Annotated in this window: 15 protein-coding genes; 9 read left to right on the top strand and 6 right to left on the bottom strand. The window is 43.9% G+C overall.

Annotation, left to right across the window (positions count from 1 at the left end; translation table 11 throughout):
• Positions 1-30: 30 nt before the first annotated feature.
• Complete coding sequence (locus M1L62_RS24755; RefSeq protein WP_254562333.1) at positions 31-1,125, top strand: chorismate mutase; 1,095 nt, start codon at positions 31-33, stop codon at positions 1,123-1,125.
• Positions 1,126-1,216: 91 nt separating this feature from the next.
• Here the strand turns inward: M1L62_RS24755 and M1L62_RS24760 are convergent, their stop codons facing one another.
• Both M1L62_RS24760 and M1L62_RS24765 read right to left on the bottom strand, forming a co-directional pair.
• A complete protein-coding gene (locus M1L62_RS24760) occupies positions 1,217-2,065 on the bottom strand; it encodes a hypothetical protein (protein WP_254562334.1) in 849 nt (282 codons plus the stop codon).
• Between the two features lie 64 nt (positions 2,066-2,129).
• Complete coding sequence (locus M1L62_RS24765; RefSeq protein WP_254562335.1) at positions 2,130-2,780, bottom strand: SGNH/GDSL hydrolase family protein; 651 nt, start codon at positions 2,778-2,780, stop codon at positions 2,130-2,132.
• A 159-nt stretch (positions 2,781-2,939) separates the two neighbouring features.
• Between M1L62_RS24765 and M1L62_RS24770 the strand changes: the two genes are divergently transcribed.
• Positions 2,940-5,039 carry a S46 family peptidase gene (locus tag M1L62_RS24770; protein WP_254562336.1) on the top strand — a complete coding sequence of 700 codons (2,100 nt, stop codon included), beginning with the start codon at positions 2,940-2,942 and terminating at the stop codon, positions 5,037-5,039.
• A 45-nt stretch (positions 5,040-5,084) separates the two neighbouring features.
• On the opposite strand, the gene M1L62_RS24775 is transcribed toward M1L62_RS24770, so the two are convergent.
• Positions 5,085-5,684 carry a thymidine kinase gene (locus tag M1L62_RS24775; RefSeq protein WP_254562337.1) on the bottom strand — a complete coding sequence of 200 codons (600 nt, stop codon included), beginning with the start codon at positions 5,682-5,684 and terminating at the stop codon, positions 5,085-5,087.
• A 115-nt stretch (positions 5,685-5,799) separates the two neighbouring features.
• On the opposite strand from M1L62_RS24775, the gene M1L62_RS24780 reads away from it, so the two are divergent.
• Entirely contained in the window at positions 5,800-6,936 is a 1,137-nt protein-coding gene (locus tag M1L62_RS24780; protein ID WP_254562338.1) for a DUF8457 domain-containing protein, read from the top strand.
• 44 nt (positions 6,937-6,980) lie between these two features.
• The gene (locus M1L62_RS24785) at positions 6,981-7,850 is read left to right on the top strand and encodes a PorV/PorQ family protein (protein ID WP_254562339.1); all 870 of its coding nucleotides are present in this window, start codon (positions 6,981-6,983) and stop codon (positions 7,848-7,850) included.
• A 36-nt stretch (positions 7,851-7,886) separates the two neighbouring features.
• Here the strand turns inward: M1L62_RS24785 and M1L62_RS24790 are convergent, their stop codons facing one another.
• The 3 genes from M1L62_RS24790 to M1L62_RS24800 all read right to left on the bottom strand — a co-directional run bounded on the left by M1L62_RS24790 (position 7,887) and on the right by M1L62_RS24800 (position 10,837).
• On the bottom strand, positions 7,887-8,702 hold the full coding sequence (locus M1L62_RS24790) for an alpha/beta fold hydrolase (protein ID WP_254562340.1): 816 nt from the start codon (positions 8,700-8,702) through the stop codon (positions 7,887-7,889).
• 57 nt (positions 8,703-8,759) lie between these two features.
• Complete coding sequence (locus tag M1L62_RS24795; protein WP_254562341.1) at positions 8,760-9,614, bottom strand: hydroxymethylglutaryl-CoA lyase; 855 nt, start codon at positions 9,612-9,614, stop codon at positions 8,760-8,762.
• A gap of 161 nt (positions 9,615-9,775) precedes the next feature.
• Entirely contained in the window at positions 9,776-10,837 is a 1,062-nt protein-coding gene (locus M1L62_RS24800; RefSeq protein WP_254562342.1) for an NAD-dependent epimerase/dehydratase family protein, read from the bottom strand.
• A gap of 260 nt (positions 10,838-11,097) precedes the next feature.
• Between M1L62_RS24800 and M1L62_RS24805 the strand changes: the two genes are divergently transcribed.
• The 5 genes from M1L62_RS24805 to M1L62_RS24825 are packed head-to-tail and all read left to right on the top strand — an operon-like array spanning position 11,098 to position 19,283.
• On the top strand, positions 11,098-11,832 hold the full coding sequence (locus tag M1L62_RS24805; RefSeq protein ID WP_254562343.1) for a hypothetical protein: 735 nt from the start codon (positions 11,098-11,100) through the stop codon (positions 11,830-11,832).
• Positions 11,829-14,600, top strand: a complete 2,772-nt coding sequence (locus M1L62_RS24810; protein ID WP_254562344.1) for a TonB-dependent receptor — start codon at positions 11,829-11,831, stop codon at positions 14,598-14,600. Before M1L62_RS24805 ends, M1L62_RS24810 begins: the two co-directional genes overlap by 4 nt.
• 10 nt (positions 14,601-14,610) lie before the next feature.
• Positions 14,611-15,720 carry a DUF4249 domain-containing protein gene (locus tag M1L62_RS24815; RefSeq protein WP_254562345.1) on the top strand — a complete coding sequence of 370 codons (1,110 nt, stop codon included), beginning with the start codon at positions 14,611-14,613 and terminating at the stop codon, positions 15,718-15,720.
• A gap of 15 nt (positions 15,721-15,735) precedes the next feature.
• On the top strand, positions 15,736-16,860 hold the full coding sequence (locus M1L62_RS24820; RefSeq protein ID WP_254562346.1) for a DUF4249 domain-containing protein: 1,125 nt from the start codon (positions 15,736-15,738) through the stop codon (positions 16,858-16,860).
• On the top strand, positions 16,857-19,283 hold the full coding sequence (locus M1L62_RS24825; RefSeq protein WP_254562347.1) for a hypothetical protein: 2,427 nt from the start codon (positions 16,857-16,859) through the stop codon (positions 19,281-19,283). Before M1L62_RS24820 ends, M1L62_RS24825 begins: the two co-directional genes overlap by 4 nt.
• The last annotated feature ends 83 nt before the right edge of the window (positions 19,284-19,366 follow it).

The following is a 19,366-nucleotide window of genomic DNA, read 5'->3' on the forward strand; positions in this document are numbered from 1 at the left end:
TATTGTTTTATTAAGGACAAGTTTTTGAATATGAATGCTTCTTTAGATATCCTTCCGCTTAGCAGTTGGATCAATACCGAAGGAAAACCTTTGGTAATCGCCGGGCCTTGCAGTGCCGAGACCGAGGAACAAATGTTAGAAACCGCAAGCCAGATCAAAAAAGAAGGATTTGCTCACGTACTCCGTGCGGGAATTTGGAAGCCAAGAACTCGTCCGGGAAGTTTTGAAGGGATGGGTGAAGCGGCTTTGCCATGGTTACAAGCTGCAAAAAAAGAAACAGGTCTTCCTGTTGCCGTTGAGGTAGCAAACCCTCAGCATATAGAATTGGCATTGAAGTATGGTGTGGATATCCTTTGGGTTGGTGCACGTACAACGGTGAATCCATTTAACGTTCAGGAATTGGCAGAAGCATTAAGAGGTGTGGATGTTCCTGTTTTGGTTAAAAACCCGGTTAACCCGGATTTGCAACTATGGGTTGGAGCTTTGGAACGTTTGAACCAGGCAGGTGTGAAGAAACTTGGTGCTATTCACCGTGGTTTCTCTAACGCTCAGGAAACGAAATTCCGTAATTCTCCAATGTGGAACATCGCGATCGAACTTAAAACGATTTTCCCTGAGCTTCCTGTAATCGGTGACCCTAGCCACATGGCAGGTAAGCGTTCGTTGTTGTTTGAAATTGCGCAGCGTGCACTTGACCTTAACTATGACGGTTTGATCATTGAATCACACCGTGATCCGGATAAGGCATGGTCTGACGCTTCTCAGCAATTGACTCCTGCTGCATTGGGCGAAATGTTACACGAACTTCACGTGCGTAAAGAATCTTACCCGACAGATTACCAGTCTCAATTGGAAATCGTTCGTGGTAAAATAGATAACCTTGACCGCGAATTGCTTGAAAACCTTGCAAACCGTATGTCATTGGTTGAAAAACTTGCTGAATACAAACGTGATAACAACGTTGCTGCTTATCAGGTTGATCGTTTCCGTGAAGTATTGGAAACTCGTGCAGCATGGGGTAAGAGCCTTAATCTTTACCCGAACCTTGTTGACGAACTTTTCAAGCTTGTTCACATGGAGTCTATCCGTAAACAAACTGAAGTGATGAATCAGATCAACGCATAATCGTTGTTTGAAACAAACTTTAACAGATATCAAAGGTCATCTTCCGTAAGGAGATGACCTTTGTTTTTATAGGATAAATATGGTCTGCGCCCTACTGAACATAACTATAATTGAAAATGCTCTTATATGCCTTGTCGTCATGTGAGTTGGTGAACGTTGCAGTTTTGGTGATAAGCTGATTCAAAGTGTTGTACTGATAATTGTAAATAACAGACCCCGGGTAAACCCTTCCAGGATTTGTATAGCCAAAAACAGATCTGCCATCCTCGTAGAAGAGCATATTATTTTTGGTGGTGCTCGTTATCTTTTCGATAAGCTCATTTTTGGGGTTATAGTTATTTTTAGTGTTCGTTGTGTAAACAAATCTTGGTTCGGTCTTTTCAACAATTCCAATCACTTTTCGAATATCATGGCAGATAAATACGGAATCTGTTTCTGTTGAAATACGGTTTTGGCTGTCATACTTAAAATACCTTTTGGTGACCCATAATGGATAGTTGAATAAAACATCGCCCTCGCCCGGTATCTCAAACCAAAAACTCCTCAATTCTTTTTTGATTAGTTTATTATTCTCATACATGCTGGTGTCTGAGACGAAGTGTTTTCTTGCGCCGGAAGTTGCTCTAAATTCCTCGAATTTTACGGGCTGGTTAGACAGGTTGTAGGTGTATAGCCTGTAATATATCGATCCGGCGGTTAAACGGGATGTTTCTTCATTATTTCTAAATCCTCTTATTGAAAAGTTGCGGGAATTTTTCTCCTGCGCCAATAAGCCATCTCTGTCAAATGTGTATTCTACTGTTACGCTGTCATCCGGGAGATACCGCAGTTCCGTGATTTTATTTAAATAAGGTTGGGCAGGATCGGGGCTACTTTCCTTTTTGCAGGAAACCCAGAATAAGGACACTGTGGATATCAGTAGGATGGAGAAAGGTTTCATTATATTGAAGATGAGTGGCTAATTACTATTTTTGCAACTTCAATAGTACAATTATTTTATGAATTTATATTGATAATTGATGTTTTATACTCATCTTTTTTAAAACTTTGTCAACTTCATTTGCCCAAATTTTATAGGCTGCTGTATTCAGATGTGTCTTATCCTTTGCAAACGCTGGTTTCAGCCCCGTTGCATCGGATAGGTGTGGATTCAGGTCCAGGTATTCAATGTTGTTTTTTTGACAATAGGTTATCAGGAATTCATTCAGCCGAATTACCTCTTTTTTACTCTCAGGATCATTTTGCTCGTAAAGCGTTAAAGTGACGACCGGTTTGATCCCGTTTTTTACGATTGTCTCTAAAATTACCTGATAGTTCTGCTGGATTTTCTCCTGAGCCACGCCAACGGTGATGTCATTAATGCCTGCTTCAACAAAACAGACGGCAGGATGTTTATCGATGACATGGGGCTGCAAAAGGGATATGAAATGATACGTGCAAAGTCCTGGAAATCCGCTGTTGAGCACGTCGGTTCGTCCGAGAAGTTCAACCCATTTTCCTTGTGCAGTCAGTGAATTTCCGAACATGACTATTTTGGTGTCGCCTTTTATCGCTACTATTTTTTGAATCCATTTATCACGGAAAATATAGGCACAGACGATCAGAAAAATGATGTTGAACAGCAAAGAAATTGAGAGAATAACTTTTGTTTTCATCTTTCTGGTTCAGTTTAAGGGCCGCTGGAAAAACGGTTAACGGTTTAAATCTCATGATTTTGTTCCAAATAGTAACGATATCTGTATATTGAGATAACTTTTGCATAATCTTATTAGCTTTGTGCAACAGTGTTACATCTTTATTATTTGGATAAATTTATGCAGTCAACAACAAAAATCATTAAAAAACTTGGTTTGATCGGGTTGCTTTCCTTGGGGAATGTGGTCGTTCAGGCGCAGGATATCAAACTGGACTCTGTAAAAGCGGGGGAATTTGATATGGGTAAAATGTGGACGTTCGATACCCCGCCAGCCGAGTATTTTAAAAAGACCTATAATTTTACCCCCGACGAAAAGTGGTTTGAAAAGGCCAGGCTTTCGGCGCTCCGTTTTGCTACCTATTGCTCGGCGTCCTTTGTGTCGGCGAATGGTCTGGTAATGACCAATCACCATTGCGCGCGCGAATCGGGCGTGGCTGTTCAGAAAAAAGGAGAGGATTTTCTGGCCAACGGATTTTATGCCGCCAAGCTTTCGGATGAAAGAAAGGTTGCAGATCTGTTTGTTGACCAGCTCGTGAAAATCGAAGATATCACCGAACGTATTCAGAAAATCGAAGACCAGGGTGAGTCCAATGCCGAACGTGTAAAATTGCGCGACCAGGCATTTGAGAATATTAAAAAAGAGTATCAGGCAAAAGATGGCTGGAAAGGTCTGGAAGTTGAAACGGTCAGTTTTTACAGCGGCGGACGTTATTCTTTGTACGGTTTCAAAAGATATAAAGATGTGCGGGTCGTATTTATGCCGGAGCTTCAAATGGGCTTTTTTGGCGGTGATCCTGACAATTTCACGTATCCGCGTTATAACCTGGACTGCTCATTTTTCCGTGTTTACGACGACAATGGCAAGCCGCTTCAAACGGAAAATTATTACAAGTTTAATACGGATGGAATTAAGGATGGTGAACCTGTTTTTGTCGTAGGGAATCCGGGAAGTACGGGGCGTTTACGTACCGTTGATGAACTGGAACTGGACCGTGATCTGGTTATGCCTTTCACACTTCAGCTATTGAAAAACCGTTCTCTTGCTTTGCAGGAATATAACAAAACGGCAAAAAGCGATAGTATCCTGAATGAAATTTTCAGCTACGAAAATAGCTACAAAGCTTATGCAGGCCGCTTGGCAGGAATGAAAGATCCGGTTTTGATGGCGCGCAAGCGGGATTTTGAAAAGAACTTTAAGAAGGCAGTTCGGGCAAACCCAAAGCTGGCGCCGAATTATGGCATGTGGGATAATATTTCAGAAAACGTAAAAACTTTGCGTGCTGTCCGCAACGATGTTTCAATTATGCAGCCGAATCCGCTATCCCGCGGTGAATTGCTGACTTTTGCACAGCAACTGGTTGATTTTGCATCACTTTCCAAAACAAATCCGGACCGCGCGAATACGTTAAAAGGAACTTTGAAAGCATTTAAGCCGGATATTGCTTCGCTGGAAGAGGCATACCTGACGGCACATTTTGAGGAAGCCACCACGTTTTTAGGCAGAAACGACGAGTACGTTAAAACGGCCCTGGCTGGTAAATCGCCAAAAGAAGCGGCCGCGGCAGCGCTTAAAAATACAAAATTGAGTGATGATGCCTACGTAAACAAGCTTTTGGACGGAGGCGCAGCAGCAATCTCTGCTTCGGATGATCCGCTGATCCAGCTGGCACGAATTTCCCAGCCAAGATTTATGTATGCCGCAGCGGCTGCAAGAGATGCGAATTCGAAATTGAATGTGGATCGCAGTAAACTTGGCCGCTTGCTTTATGATGTCTACGGAACAAGTATTCCGCCGGATGCTACTTTTTCATTGCGTATCAGCGACGGTGTTGTAAAATCCTATGAATACAACGGTACAACGGCGCCAGTTAAAACAACCTACTTCGGGATGTATGACCGTTATGAGTCCAACGGCGGTGTGTTTCCATGGTCATTGCCGAAACGCTGGCTGAATCCTCCGACAGAATTATTGAAAGCGCCGGTTAACTTTATTTCGACCAACGATATCATTGGCGGAAATTCAGGGTCTCCGATGGTTAATCAGAAACTGGAAGCCGTTGGATTGATATTTGACGGAAATGTGGAAAGCTTGCCGGGCTATTTCATTTTTGCGCCAGACGCAGGTAATCGTACTGTTTCGGTGCATGCCGGTGGTATGATCGCGGCTATGAAACATATTTACAAAGCCAACAGGCTCGTGGAAGAATTGACAAAATAAATTTCAGGACGGGAGGTTACTGCATAGCGGTAACCTCCTGTTTTTTTACTCCTGATGATAAGCTTCTTCGCCCAGATTGAAACACCGGCGGCATCTTGCTTCATACAGATCGGTTTCTCCCAGTAACACTTTTTCATTCGATGGCGAAAGCCGGTACGAATGAGAGGCAACTTCCCCGCAAACCATGCAGATCGCATGTACTTTGGTCACATATTCCGCGATGGCCATCAACTGAGGCATACAGCCGAAAGGTTTTCCAAGATAATCCATATCCAGCCCGGCGATGATCACCCGCTTTCCAGAATTTGCAAGTGCATCACACACGCTGACAATCGATTCATCAAAAAATTGAGCTTCATCCAGTCCGACTACTTCCGCATTTTCAGACAACGCGATGATTTCAGAAGAGAGATTCACAGGGATCGCTTCGATGGAATTCTCGTTGTGCGAAACAATGTTCTCAAGATGATAGCGTTTATCCAGAGCAGGTTTAAAGATCTTTATTTTCTGGCGGGCAATTTTGGCGCGAGTGAGTCTGCGGATTAATTCTTCGGTTTTGCCCGAGAACATGGATCCGCAAATCACCTCAATCCATCCTGCACGCGGGTATTGATGGTGTCTTACATGTGAAGGCTCGATGAACATGATAGCCGTGAAATAAGTTGAATCTGTGATCGACTGTCCGAACAGTCATTTTTTAATTATATTTACAAAACAAACACATTTTTTAAACACTCTTGTTACAAAGCTCTTATTCGTTATGCCGAATAGTTTGAACTCAAATGCACTTAATCAATATGCAGCGCGATTTACGGCTACTGTCCTTAATGAAGCATATCGTAACGAAACTGTTGTAAAAGGTCCTGAGCTACTGAAAATTACACCTGTTCGCCAGGTTAATCTAGGTATTCTGAACCGGTTGTTTGATCAATGGAAAAATACGGCCCTTGCATTCCGCAGTATATATTTTGATTTTGAAAGTGAAGATGTAAAGTCAGCGCTTCAGGCGTTCATGAATACGGTGTCGCAGAATATTGCCGTCAAACGCAACGATCTCGAACCGCTATTTCTGGATTCTGTGAAAGATGCCATCACGCTTTTATATACACCGGAGAGCTATTTCGAAGAAAAGCTTCGGGCCATGCCAGAGTCGGTTTTTACACCCGAGAAAGCACAACAGCTGATAAAATATACACAGATTCACAACGGTATCGCGAAAGCACTTGCAGACCGCCTGGCAGATAGTAATGCTGATTCTGTTTATATGACACAGGTAATCGGATGGCTTTACGAAATAAAAAGCGATGTCGAATTGCTGGATGATGTGACACCTTTTATCAGTCAGTTTTCTGAGATCCTGACCTTGGACTCGTCGGAGCTGCTTCCGGTGGCTAATGCATCATCGCATGCAGTGCCGCAGAATGGTCATAAGCAGGAACCGAAATCATTCTTTGATTCGGCATTTTCCGAAATTGACCCTGCCAAACCGGTCGCTATTCCTGTTCAGGCTTCCAGCCAGCAGCGCGCGGAACCGGGCGTGGCAGTACTTTCAGAAATTGTTTCTAAAACAAATTCTTCTGAGCGGGAATCGCTGAATAACCGTTTCAAAGTAGATATCCCCAAAGTCTCGGATGAAAACCGGTATGGAAGTGTGCAGGTGAAAGTTGAAAATATCGCCGGATCTATTCCATTGGGGCAACGTTTCATGTTTGTAAATCAATTGTTCAGCAGAAATAGCGAGCACTTTGATAAGGCAATTTACGAGCTGGATCTTGTGAAAAGTTATGAGGAGGCCGAAAATCTGATCTGGCATCGTTACGCTTCCAAATATGCGTGGGATGTCAACGGAGAGGCAGTTCAGGCATTATTGTCAATCATCAAACGGAAATTCAGCTGAGAAAATAGCGTTTCCCGACATATTATTTTACTGGCGTAGTAAATATGAAAGAGCGATCTGGATGTTTATCTCGACAGAAAAACTTCCTTCGATCATTCGTTATCATTATTACAATATCTTACAAGGCTTTCGCCGACGGGAATCCATTTCCTGTCGGTGCAAGAGCCTGGGGATTGGCGAATGCAGCTATTGCCCGTTCTGATTATTACGCCATAGGAAATAACCTGGCCGGACTGGGCGGTATCACCACCACGGCAGTTTTCTCCACCTACGATTCGCACTATAACTTTGACGGCATCAATACCATCGGCGTCGGGTTTGTGATGCCAGTTTCCGAAAACCTCGGTGCAGGCTTATCGATACAGCGTTTTGGTGATAAAGTGTATAACCAGATTGCGATCGGATTGGGAGCCGGTCACAAGATCGGCCGGTTTCGTCTGGGATTGAAAATGAATTATCTTCAAACCGCCGTTAGTTCTTCCGCATTAATCGTTAGTAAAAAAGCCCTTGTTTTTGAATTTGGCGGCATTGTCACGATTTCTTCCCAACTCGATTTTGGCGCTCATATGTTCAATGTAACGCAATCATCCTATTCAGGAGATTTCCGCGAAATCGTGGATACGGCGTTGCGGACCGGATTTTTATATAAACCCTCAGCAGCCATTCAGCTTAGTGCTGAGATCGAAAAAGTTACGGATTATCCGCTTAGTCTGCGTGCCGGTCTGGAATACGAGATTGTTAAACGTTTTGTGTTAAGGACAGGCATAACTTCCAGGCCCCAGACCAATCATTTTGGTATGGGTTTTAAGGGTAATCGTTTTCATTTGGATTATGCCATGCACACGCATCAGCAACTGGGCTGGTCGCATCACTTTTCGTTAGGTTACATTCTCCGGGAGCAGAATGCCAAATAATTCTGGTCATTTTCCGTCCGGATTGATGGATCGTTTCTAGGTTAATGTATTTACAAAACCCGCGATTACTTCATACATCTCTTTCGGATTGTCGTAAAAGACAAAATGGTTGCTGCCCGGGATACACTTGATGTTCATCCCATTATTGACAAGCTTGGGAATGTACGACAGATTTTTGTTTTCTTCCCCGTAAATGAAAATCCGTGGAATTTCCATCGTCAGGTATTGTTCCAGCAATTCCCCCGTCGCGGAATAAGCTACGGTCTGGAAACTGTAATTATAGTATGATTTGATATTGGTGTTCAATTGTAAGTTATTGGCAATAATATGATATCCTGCATTTCCTTTTTTCTTCATGTCGGTAATGACTTTCGGAAAAATTTCTTTGGAAAACCGGTCATATTCGTGGGTCACTACCATGCTCGAAAACATACAGTCTTCCGGCATCAGATTGCCTTCAATATTGATGTAGGCTTTGATCTTTTCCAACCCGCCTCGTTGCAGATACAACAACGTGGTTAAACCGCCCATGCTGGTACCAGTAAGGATAAAATCCTTTATCGCCAGTTTATCAATAAACAGCGAGGTGATGGCGGTAAGATCATCAACATTAAGCGGATCATCTTCATAATAACTGGAATTGCCCGTGCCGGGGTTATCAAAACAAATTAAAGTATGGTCGGCCAGCGCATCCGCTTTGCAGGCTTCCCAGTAATTCTCTTTCGAACCACCCAGCCCGTGAACAAACAACAATGTCTCTTTCCGTCCCTGACGGTAGAAATATTCAATATCAAATTTTCGGTTATCATAAAATAACTGAATAGAGTCGATTTGTGGTGTCTGTTTGGGCATAGGTTTTATTTTTTAGCTTTCAGCAATCAGCTTAGCTGATTCAAAATATCAATCACTTCATATCTGACTATTGACTAATTCCAAAAACATTTGACGGGCTTCATCCAGTGCCTTCATATCCAGACAAGTCAGGTCCTTTTTTTCTCGGGCGAAGTCCAGTAACCTTTCCATCGGCATATTGCCCACCAGATCGTCCTGTGCCATCGGGCAGCCTCCGTAGCCTAACAATGCACCGTCAAACCGCCGACAGCCTGCTGCGTAGGCAGCATTAATTTTTACTTGCCAGGCTTCGGCCTTCGTATGAAAATGCGCTCCGAATTCCAGATCCGGATACGTTGTGATCAATTGTTGAAAAAGCGCTGTGATGTCTTCCACATCTGCCAGCCCAACAGTGTCGGCCAGTGAAAATATAGTTATCCCCAGCGCAGAAAGTTTTTTTACCCAATGCAAAACAATTTCAGGATTCCAGGTATCACCATAAGGATTACCAAAACCCATGGAAATGTAAATCACCAGTTTTTTGCCGTGTTGTCTGCATAAAGACTGAATCTGCTCAACTCTACCTAATGATTCGGCAATAGTCGCATGGGTATTTCGCAACTGAAAAGTTTCAGAGATCGAAAACGGATAACCGAGGTAGGTAATCTGGTCAAAAGCACAGGCTTCGGCAGCACCACGTTCGTTGGCGACGATCGCCAGCAATTTGGTGGAAGTAGCAGAAAGATCAAGTTTGGGAATTATATCAGCCGTGTCGCTGACTTGTGGCATGGCCTTGGGAGAAACAAAACTTCCGAAATCCAGCGTGTCAAAACCAACCTGGAGAAGCTTGTTCAGGTATTCAATTTTTTTGTGGGTAGGAATAAAAGGGTGATGGCCCTGCCATGCGTCCCGGGGGCATTCGATCAGTTTCATAGGCAAAGGAATTAGATATTGCTTTCAGCAATCGGCTTTCGGCGGTCGGCAATCGGTTTTCGGCAGCGCCGCTCCCGACAGTCATCCCTTGGATTGGCATGACAGCCTGGGCGACCCCGCCGATAGCTGACAGCCGGGGCGGCCCCGCCGAAAGCCGATACTTATTTCAATATCGGAGCCAGGTCCTTCTCGTTTTCTGCCAGCCATGCTGTGATTTCCTCAACAATCTGGCGAATACCGATTTTCGGTTCCCAGCCAGTCAGAGCCGTCACCTTGGTATTGTCTGTCAAGTACAAACGAATATCAGCGGTACGTGTTTCAGGCACAACTTTAATCGGAATTGTTTTGCCAGTCACTTCCTGACAGATTTTCGTAAGTTCCTGCAATGAAGCACTGCTTTGCAAACCACCACCTGCATTCAGGATTTCTCCGTTCACCTTATCCAGGTTGTGCAGCTGCCAGTCGATCAAACGGTAAAGGTCAGCCACGTGAAGCATGTCACGCATTTGTTTTCCGGTACCACTGTAGCCAAAATAACCTAATTGCTGCTCAAAATAGTGTTTTGCGATCCAAAGTACCATCACACCCTGATCTACTTTACCCATTTGCCATGGACCCGTGATAACACCGCAACGGTTGATAACCGTACGCAGGTTATAGAATTCATTATATTCCTGAATGATTAACTCAGAAGCCAGCTTGGTTGTGCCATACAGTGAGCGTGCTCCGTTCAACGGGAAATCTTCGGCAATTCCCTTGGAAGAAACACCTGGAACCGGTTGATCGTCTGCAAGCGAAAAACGAGTCTCTTCTTCAACGAAATTCAGTGTTTCAATCGTTTTGATCGGATAAACACGGCTTGTGGAAAGGAAGATGAAACCAGCCTTATGCTTAAGTGCATAGTTCAGACAGTTGACAGTTCCTACGAGATTGGTATTGATCAGATAATCGGGAGTGCCGTCAAGACCTGCCAGAACCGATGGTTCAGCAGAAGCCTCAATAACTGTATCGACTGCCGGAAAGGCATCAAAGTCTTCTTTATTACGAATATCGCCGTGCACAAATTCAACGCCTGCCTGTTTCAGACGGCTCAGATTGAGTTCAGAACCACGGCGTTTAAGGTTGTCCAGCGCAAAAATCTGGTAATCCGGATAATTTAATTTTAGTGATATCGCCAGGGCCGATCCTACAAAGCCGGCGCCACCGGTAATAAGTATTTTCATGAATAATATTGATATATGAAAGTTTGAATGCACGTGTGCTCTCTTCGAACATCAAAGTTAGGATCATTCAGGAAATTTGAAGGGATAAGTTCTTGTTTTTTATGGAACGGCATCCACTTACCGTTTGCGAACATTTAATAAATAAACTTCTTAAGTATATAGTAAGTAACTATTATTGATAACTTTAATACATAATTGGTTTTTTGCCACAAACGCCTGTGATTGTTCGTACTGCGTTAAAAACTCCCTGAACCCGATATATGCGTATTTTTACATCCTGCCTGTTTATTTTTTCATGTGTTTTCGGTCCTGGCTACGGGCAGCTGGCCGATTCCAAATCTGCTGTTCCGGATCCTGTACCGGAATATCCACTGTCGCTTTACAAAGCTGCAACCACCGATGCACAAAATCTCTACAACGGGAGATTGTATTACATCTACGATGCACGGGATGAAGAGCATCAGTTTTTTGATGCAAGAAAGCTGGAAAATGGCACCGTGTTTTACGACGGTCAGCAGTATGAGAATATTCCCATGATGTATGATCTGGTTCGGGATGAGCTGATTATCACCCACATCAATGGTTATGAAAATATTTTGCTGCAATCGCCGAAGGTGAAATACTTCTCATTTTACAACCATAATTTCCGACGGTTTGAATCCGGGAACGGAATAAATCCGGAGATGCGAACCGGTTTCTATGACGAGCTATACAGCGGGAAAACGAAAACCTTAGTCCGTAGGATTAAAGAGCGACAGGAAAAAATTGTCGAGAAAAAGGTAATAGCCCAGTTTCCCTCAAAGAACTTCTATTATCTGTATAAAAATGGAAAGTATAACTCAGTACGTTCTAAAAAGTCTGTACTGGCACTTTTTCCTGCGCATAAGAGTGAATTGCGCAAAGCGCTCCGTGAAAAAAATATCCGATTCCGCAAAAATCGTGAGATGGCTATTGTGACGATGGTTGCCCGCTACGACGAACTAACTAAACCATGAAAATATTCAGAACATTTACTCTCCTTTTTAGTCTGATCTTTTTCTCCCAGCATGGCTGGGCGCAGAACGTTACGGAGCCACGCATTACCATGCATCTGGACTCAACCCGTTTCAACGATTTTGTGAAAGATGTGGAACGACAGACCGGCTATTTTTTCTACTACGACGCAGCACGTTTCGACAGTCTTACGATTGATCTTGATGTAAAAGACCAGACAATCCGAACGGTCTTGGAACAGGTTTTCCGGGGTTCTGATTTTACCTACGCCTTTGATACAGGCAAACGTGTGTACATTACCGAGGGGCAAAAGATTATTACACAACTTCAACCCGGATTGTTCAATCCCAATAGTCCGGACGGAAATGAACCGGTAACTTATGCCAGTCCGGATAATGCCGCACAGGAAAAACTGTTGTCGACCGCAGAAAGCAAGGTGCATGAAATTGGTATTAAACGATATAAAATTCAGCCGGGTAATTCGACCGTGACTGGTTATATCCGAAGTGCAGTGACCGGCGAGCCCGTGGTTGGTGCGGCGATTTTTATTGAATCCCCATCCATCGGTGTGACCACGGATGCTTTGGGTTTTTACGCTTTAACAATTCCCCGTGGCAAGCAAAAGCTGAAAATTAAAAGTTTCGGTATGCGTGAGACACAGCGTCAGATTATTTTGTACTCCGACGGAAAGCTGGATATTGAGATGCGGGAAAGCGTCATCGCGCTGAAAGAAGTTTCTGTGAAGGCGGGAATGGATAAAAACGTAGTCGGGACACAAATGGGACAGGTAAAACTGACCATCAAAAATCTGAAACAGGTACCGACCGTTTTCGGTGAAACAGATCTTCTAAGAACGGTGCTGACGCTGCCGGGTGTCAAGTCGGTGGGTGAAAATAGTACCGGACTTAACGTGCGCGGAGGCTCTACGGACCAAAATCTGATCCAGTTTAATGACGCTGTTATTTACAATCCTTCGCACTTGTTTGGGTTTTTCTCTGCATTTAACCCCGATGTTTTGAAAGATGTGGAATTGTATAAAAGCACGATCCCTTCAAAATTCGGAGGCAGGTTATCTTCCGTGCTGGATATCAATAGCCGGGACGGCAATAAAAAGAAATTTGTGGCTTCCGGTGGTGTTGGTCTCGTAACCGGGAGGTTGACACTCGAAGGCCCGATTATCAAAGATAAAACTTCTTTCATTCTGGGCGGGCGTTCAACGTATTCAAGCTGGCTGCTTAAACGTCTGGACGACGAAAAATATAATAAAAGCTCTGCGTCTTTTTATGATGTTAACTTGAACGTCAGCCATGAGATCAATGAGAAGAACAGTCTTTTCGTAACCGCTTACATGAGTAAAGACCGGTTTAAACTGTTTGGTGACACGACTTATTCCTACCAAAACCAGCTTGCTTCGCTGAAATGGAAACACACATTCAACAGCCGGTTGTATGGAGAATTTACAGCTTCTCACAGCAAGTATAATTATGAAATGGAAAGCCAGGGCTTGCCGCTGAATGCTTTTGATTTAAAGTTTGATATCAATCAGTCGCAGTTTAAGGCTGATTTCAATTATGTGCTGCACCCAAAACATACACTGGACTTTGGGTTGAGTTCCATTTATTACAAACTGCATCCGGGTTCTTTCCAGCCTAATAGTGAACAATCTTTGGTCATTCCGGATGAATTGCAGCGTGAGCAGGCTCTTGAAAGTGCTCTTTACATCGAAGACAAATTTGAGGTCAATCCGAAACTTTCTATCACGGCAGGTCTGCGTTATTCGCTTTATCAGTATCTGGGGCCAAGAACGGTCAATAAATACGTCCCGGGTTTTCCGATTGATAAAATTTATGAAGACGGAACGCAAACTTATGCCTCCGGAAAAAAGATCAAAGGATATGGCGGACCGGAATATAGGCTTTCGCTGCGTTACACGATTTACGATAATCTCGCTCTGAAAGTAAGTTACAATACGCTGAGGCAGTACATCCATTTGCTGACGAATACCATGACGGTTTCGCCAACGGATATCTGGAAACTGAGCGATCAGTTTATCAAACCGCAAACGGGTGATCAGGTTTCTGTCGGGCTGTACAAGAATTTCAGAGGGAATAAAATTGAAGTTTCGCTGGAAGGTTATTATAAAAACATTCAGAATTTTCTGGATTACAAAGGCGGAGATTCGCTGATCATGAACCCGCGTATCGAGGCGGCAGTTTTGGGAACAAGAGGGAAGGCCTATGGTGTGGAACTGATGGTGAAAAAGATGACCGGCAAGCTTAATGGCTGGATTGGTTATACTTATTCGCGTACGCTTCTTCGGGCACTCGATCGTGAATCGCCGGATGCGCCGAACAAGGGTAATTATTATCCGAGCAACTATGACAAGCCGCACGATTTTACGATGATCACGAATTACAGGCTTTCACACAGGTTTAGCCTTTCGTTCAATTTTACATACAGCACGGGCCGGCCTTACACGCCACCGGTTGGTAAGTATATTATTGATGGTGCGCAGCGGGTTTATTACGCAGACAGAAATCAGTTCAGGATACCGGATTATTACCGCGCCGATCTGGCAATGAACATAGAGGGGAATCACAGGGTGAAGAAACTGGCGCACAGCTCCTGGACGCTGGCGGTGTATAATGTGTTGGGAAGGAAAAACCCATCTTCGGTTTATTTCCAGACACAGGGCGGCAGGGTGAATGGCTATCAGTTGTCGATTTTTGGTCAGCCGATACCAACCATCACGTACAATTTTAGATTTTAAACCGGGAAAAATGAAAGGATATTATTTTTTGATAATCGTTTTTCTGGCCTCACTTTTTACGGTAATCGGCTGTGTCGAGCCATTTTCGCCGCCGGAAGTAAATTCTGATGAGGGATATCTGGTTATTGACGGATTTCTAAACATCGGTTCTGACACGAGCAGAATCGAACTGAGTCATACACAGAATACGAATGCGCAGACGTCGATCATCACAGAACCGGGTGCAAAAGTTACTGTGGAAGGAGAAAAAGGTGAAACTTATACTTTTACTGAGAAAGGGAACGGGTCATATTATTTGCCGCCTTATGCATTTAACACCGCGCAAAAATACAGGCTGCGTGTCAAAACGCGGGTAGGCGGGGAATATCTTTCGGATTTTGTTGAAGTGAAAAATACGCCTGCTATTGATGCGATTGAGGGAAAAATCGATACACGGCAGGATGCCATGGTGATGCAGGTCAATACACATGATGCCACGAACAGTACACGATTTTATCGCTGGAAATTTGAGGAAACCTGGGAATATCGTGCAGCCTTTTATTCGTCTCTGGAACTTGTGAAAGGTGTGATTGACTATCGGAAGGAGGATATAAACCTTTGCTGGCGCACGATGAAGTCGTCTAATATTTTGTTAGGCTCGACCATCAAATTATCACAGGATATTATCAAAGACCTTCCGATTACGACTGTGCCGATATCCACAAACAAGCTTTATATCAAATACAGCATTTTGGTTAAACAGTACGGATTAACGCAGGATGCTTTCGAGTACTGGACAAATCTGGCGAAAACCACTGAAGGCACGGGAAGTTTATTTGATCCGCTTCCTTCACAGATTACAGGCAATATCAGGAGTACGACCAATCCGAAGGAGCTGGTTTTTGGCTATTTCAGTGCAGCGGTGGAGCAAAAGAAGCGTATTTTTCTGACTCCCAATTTAGGTCGGTATCCCACTTGCTCGGCTCCGGACACGCTGAAAATCGAGGATGCCCTTAAGTCCAGCGCAACGCTGATGAACTACACCGGGGAGAGATCCGTGTTTATACTGGCAACCAGCGCTTACTGCGCCGACTGCCGGGCACAGGGAGGTGTAACAAAAAGACCTTCGTTTTGGGAATGATTTAATTGATAGGCTATGAATAAGAAATACGTAAGGATTATCGGGGTTTTAACACTGCTGTTCGTTATTTACAGTTGTGTGGAACCCTTTTCTCCACCGGAAGTTAACAGTGACCAGGGGTATCTGGTAATCGACGGGTTTTTAAATGTGGGCTCAGATACCAGCTGGATTGAATTAAGCCATACGCAAAACACGAATGCGACACAGCCGATAGCGAAGGAGCCTAAGGCGAAAGTTGTGGTAGAACAGGAGAATGGGTTAACCTATCCATTTACTGAAAAGGGAAACGGCTCGTATTTTTTGCCACCGCAAACGTTCAGTAAAACCGTGAAATACAGGTTGCGTATCAAAACCGTAAGTGGGAGCGAATATCTTTCCGATTATGTAGAGGTAAAAAATACCCCGCCGATTGATAGTATCGCCGGAAAATTCGATGAGCGGCAGAATGCCATGGTGATGCAGGTCAATACACATGATGCCACAAACAAAACCCGTTTCTATCGCTGGAAATTTGAAGAAACCTGGGAATACCGGGCTGCTTATTACTCGGCGCTTGAAGCGATTACCAATGCAAACAAAGAAAGGGAGATTATCACCAGACGGAATGATATCAATCTCTGCTGGCGTACCTTGAAATCGGGCAATATTTTACTGGGATCAACCATTAAGCTTTCACAGGATATTATCAAGGATTTGCCACTAACCACGGTTCTTGCTTCTACCAATAAGCTTTATATCAAATACAGTATTCTGGTCAAACAGTACGGGCTTACCCAGGATGCGTTTGAATACTGGACGAGTCTGGCCAAAACGACGGAAGGCACGGGTAGCTTATTTGATCCGCTTCCCTCGCAGATTACGGGAAATATTAAAAATACGGCTGATGGTCAGGAATTGGTCTTTGGATATTTCAGTGCATCTGTTGAACAGAAAAAAAGAATTTTCCTGACACCGCGTCTGGGCGTTTATCCAGGATGTATTGAACCGGATACTTTGTCAATACCTGAAGCACAGGAAACCAGTTCGTTGTTAATGAATTATACAGGTGCACGGTTCGACTCGGTACTTGTGACCAGCGATTATTGTGCAGACTGCCGCGTACAGGGCGGCGTTACTACTAAACCTTCATTTTGGGAATGATGAATACCATAACACTCAAGGAAACGGTGAACTATAAAAACTTCCTGTTGATTTTACTCGGGTTTCTTGCTTTGCCATTTACCGGTAAGACGCAGGATAACGCAGGGGCGGGAATTGTGCAGAAATTTCAGCAATACAGCCAGCGGGCAGTACAGGAAAAGTTATACCTGCATCTTGACAGGAGTTTTTATCTGGTGGGTGAAACCATGTGGTTCAAGGCCTATAACCTTAACGGAGGCACACACCGTTTTATCGACCTCAGCAAGATCGCCTATCTGGAAGTGATGGATAAGGATCTGAACGCCGTGGCGCAAACCAAATTTTCGTTGCTGGACGGGAAAGGAAATGGTTCGCTTGTGCTGCCTTCTTCGGTTGTCAGCGGCAATTACAAGGTTCGGTGTTATACCAACTGGATGAAAAATTTCAGTTCTGATTATTTCTTTGAAACCTCGATATCGGTTGTTAATCCATTTGTAAAGTTTGACCCGGATCCGGATGAAAAACGCGAAGTGATTTATGATATTCAATTTTTCCCTGAAGGCGGTCATCTGGTCAGAAATATTGAAAGCAAAGTTGGGTTCCGCGGAATCGCCAATGATGGGAAAGGTATAAACTTCAAGGGTTTCCTGATAGGCCAGAACAATGATACGATTGTCAGGTTTGAGCCAAAGAAATTTGGGATTGGGAATTTTACTTTCAAACCCTTAACCGGAGAAACGTATAAAATCCTGATCAAAGATGAGAAGGGTGTTGTCGGGACGTATTCGTTGCCTGAGATACAGGAGCAGGGTTATGTGATGCAGGTGAGAGACTTGTCTGCCGATCAGATCGGTGTGGTTGTAACGGCAAGTCCGGGTTCCGGCAGTGTGAGTTTGCTGACACATACACGGCAGGAAAACCGGTATACTGAAACAAAGGCGGTTGTTGAAGGAAAAGCTGTGTTTACCATTGACAAAAGCAAGATCGGAGACGGAATCAGCCATATTTCAATTTTTAACAATGCGGGTAATCCGGTTTGTGAGCGGCTTTATTTCAAACGTCCTGCCAAAAATCTGATCATTGAAGGTAAAGCAGGTAAGGAGGAGTATGCAACGCGGGATAAAGTCACGATGGATTTGAGCACAAGCTCGGATGCTGGTGTTGCAGAGCTGGCGAATTTATCGGTTTCTGTTTACCTGACTGATTCCATTCGGGCAGAGGATCATGAGAACATCGGAAGTTATTTATACCTGAGTTCAGATTTGAAAGGCAATATCGAATCACCTGAGTATTATGTTCAGCGCGGCAAGGAGGTGGATGCAGATGTGGATAACCTGATGTTAACCCATGGCTGGCGCAGGTTCAAATGGGATGATGTTTTTAAAGATTCTCCCAAATCATTTCCAAATCTTCCGGAATTTGACGGACATTTTATTTTCGGAAAAGTTTTTAGCACCATCACCGGCGCTCCTGTGAAAGATAAAGAAACTTATTTGGCTGCTCCTGATGCGCCCGCAAGACTGTATTTTGCCAAGAGTAATAGTGCAGGCGAGGTTCGTTTTGAAGTGAAAGAATTTTTTGGTCCCAAGGAGCTCACAATCCAGACAGATCTTCGTACCGACAGCACCTATCGTTTTGAAGTAGCCAATCCTTTTTCCAAACAGCCTTTAAGTTCCGGGTTATCTTCTTTCAAATTTGACAAAAATCTTGAAAACCAGTTGCTGGTACGTTCGGTCAATATGCAGACGACGAACGCATTTCTGCCAAAATGGTATCGGGAAAACAAATATGTGTCGCCGGATTCTCTCGCATTCTTCGGCAGACCCGACGAAAAGTACATTCTTGACGACTACACGCGTTTTCCCACCATGGAAGAGGTCATGCGGGAATACGTTCGCGGGGTGATGGTGAGAAGGCGACAGAAGGAATTCCACTTCGTGATGATGGATAAATTGTTCCCTCAAACATTTTTTAATACAGATCCTTTGATTTTGCTGGATGGTATACCTATTTTTAATACGGATAAGATTATGGCCTTCGATCCGTTGAAAGTTAAGAAGATAGAACTGATGAGCGCGCGTTACTATTTAGGGCGTGCGGTGTTTACAGGAGTCGTCAGTCTGTCAACTTATCGCGGAGATCTGGCCGGATTTGAACTGGATCCGCGTATTCTGGTGATACCTTATGAAGGTCCGCAGGTGAAACGTGAATTTTATGCCCCGAAATATGATACGCCGGCCAATATGCAAAGCCGGATACCGGATTTCAGGAACCTTTTGCACTGGGCACCGGATGTAACAACCGATGCACAGGGAAAATCACAGCTGAGTTTTTATACGTCCGATCAGTCGGGGCGTTACAGAGTCGTAATACAGGGAATTACAAAAAACGGTTTGGCTGGCAGTAAAACATTTACTTTTAACGTAGCACGTAGAAATTTATAATAATAGATCTTATAGTGTCGTCCACCCAAACATAGTGAAGTTACTATGTCCCAATTTGAAAACCCGGAGATTCTTCTTCGGGT

The organism is Dyadobacter diqingensis, assembly GCF_024220585.1.
Classification (GTDB): Bacteria; Bacteroidota; Bacteroidia; order Cytophagales; family Spirosomataceae; genus Dyadobacter; species Dyadobacter diqingensis.

What these genes read in the sequence shown, in the direction of transcription:
- M1L62_RS24800 (WP_254562342.1), bottom strand. Translation starts at nt 10,837, where the DNA reads ATGAAAATACTTATTACCGGTGGCGCCGGCTTTGTAGGATCGGCCCTG.
- M1L62_RS24765 (WP_254562335.1), bottom strand. Translation starts at nt 2,780, where the DNA reads ATGAAAACAAAAGTTATTCTCTCAATTTCTTTGCTGTTCAACATCATT.
- M1L62_RS24790 (WP_254562340.1), bottom strand. Translation starts at nt 8,702, where the DNA reads ATGCCCAAACAGACACCACAAATCGACTCTATTCAGTTATTTTATGAT.
- M1L62_RS24785 (WP_254562339.1), top strand. Translation starts at nt 6,981, where the DNA reads ATGAAAGAGCGATCTGGATGTTTATCTCGACAGAAAAACTTCCTTCGA.
- M1L62_RS24755 (WP_254562333.1), top strand. Translation starts at nt 31, where the DNA reads ATGAATGCTTCTTTAGATATCCTTCCGCTTAGCAGTTGGATCAATACC.
- M1L62_RS24825 (WP_254562347.1), top strand. Translation starts at nt 16,857, where the DNA reads ATGATGAATACCATAACACTCAAGGAAACGGTGAACTATAAAAACTTC.
- M1L62_RS24770 (WP_254562336.1), top strand. Translation starts at nt 2,940, where the DNA reads ATGCAGTCAACAACAAAAATCATTAAAAAACTTGGTTTGATCGGGTTG.
- M1L62_RS24810 (WP_254562344.1), top strand. Translation starts at nt 11,829, where the DNA reads ATGAAAATATTCAGAACATTTACTCTCCTTTTTAGTCTGATCTTTTTC.
- M1L62_RS24780 (WP_254562338.1), top strand. Translation starts at nt 5,800, where the DNA reads ATGCCGAATAGTTTGAACTCAAATGCACTTAATCAATATGCAGCGCGA.
- M1L62_RS24820 (WP_254562346.1), top strand. Translation starts at nt 15,736, where the DNA reads ATGAATAAGAAATACGTAAGGATTATCGGGGTTTTAACACTGCTGTTC.
- M1L62_RS24815 (WP_254562345.1), top strand. Translation starts at nt 14,611, where the DNA reads ATGAAAGGATATTATTTTTTGATAATCGTTTTTCTGGCCTCACTTTTT.
- M1L62_RS24805 (WP_254562343.1), top strand. Translation starts at nt 11,098, where the DNA reads ATGCGTATTTTTACATCCTGCCTGTTTATTTTTTCATGTGTTTTCGGT.
- M1L62_RS24760 (WP_254562334.1), bottom strand. Translation starts at nt 2,065, where the DNA reads ATGAAACCTTTCTCCATCCTACTGATATCCACAGTGTCCTTATTCTGG.
- M1L62_RS24795 (WP_254562341.1), bottom strand. Translation starts at nt 9,614, where the DNA reads ATGAAACTGATCGAATGCCCCCGGGACGCATGGCAGGGCCATCACCCT.
- M1L62_RS24775 (WP_254562337.1), bottom strand. Translation starts at nt 5,684, where the DNA reads ATGTTCATCGAGCCTTCACATGTAAGACACCATCAATACCCGCGTGCA.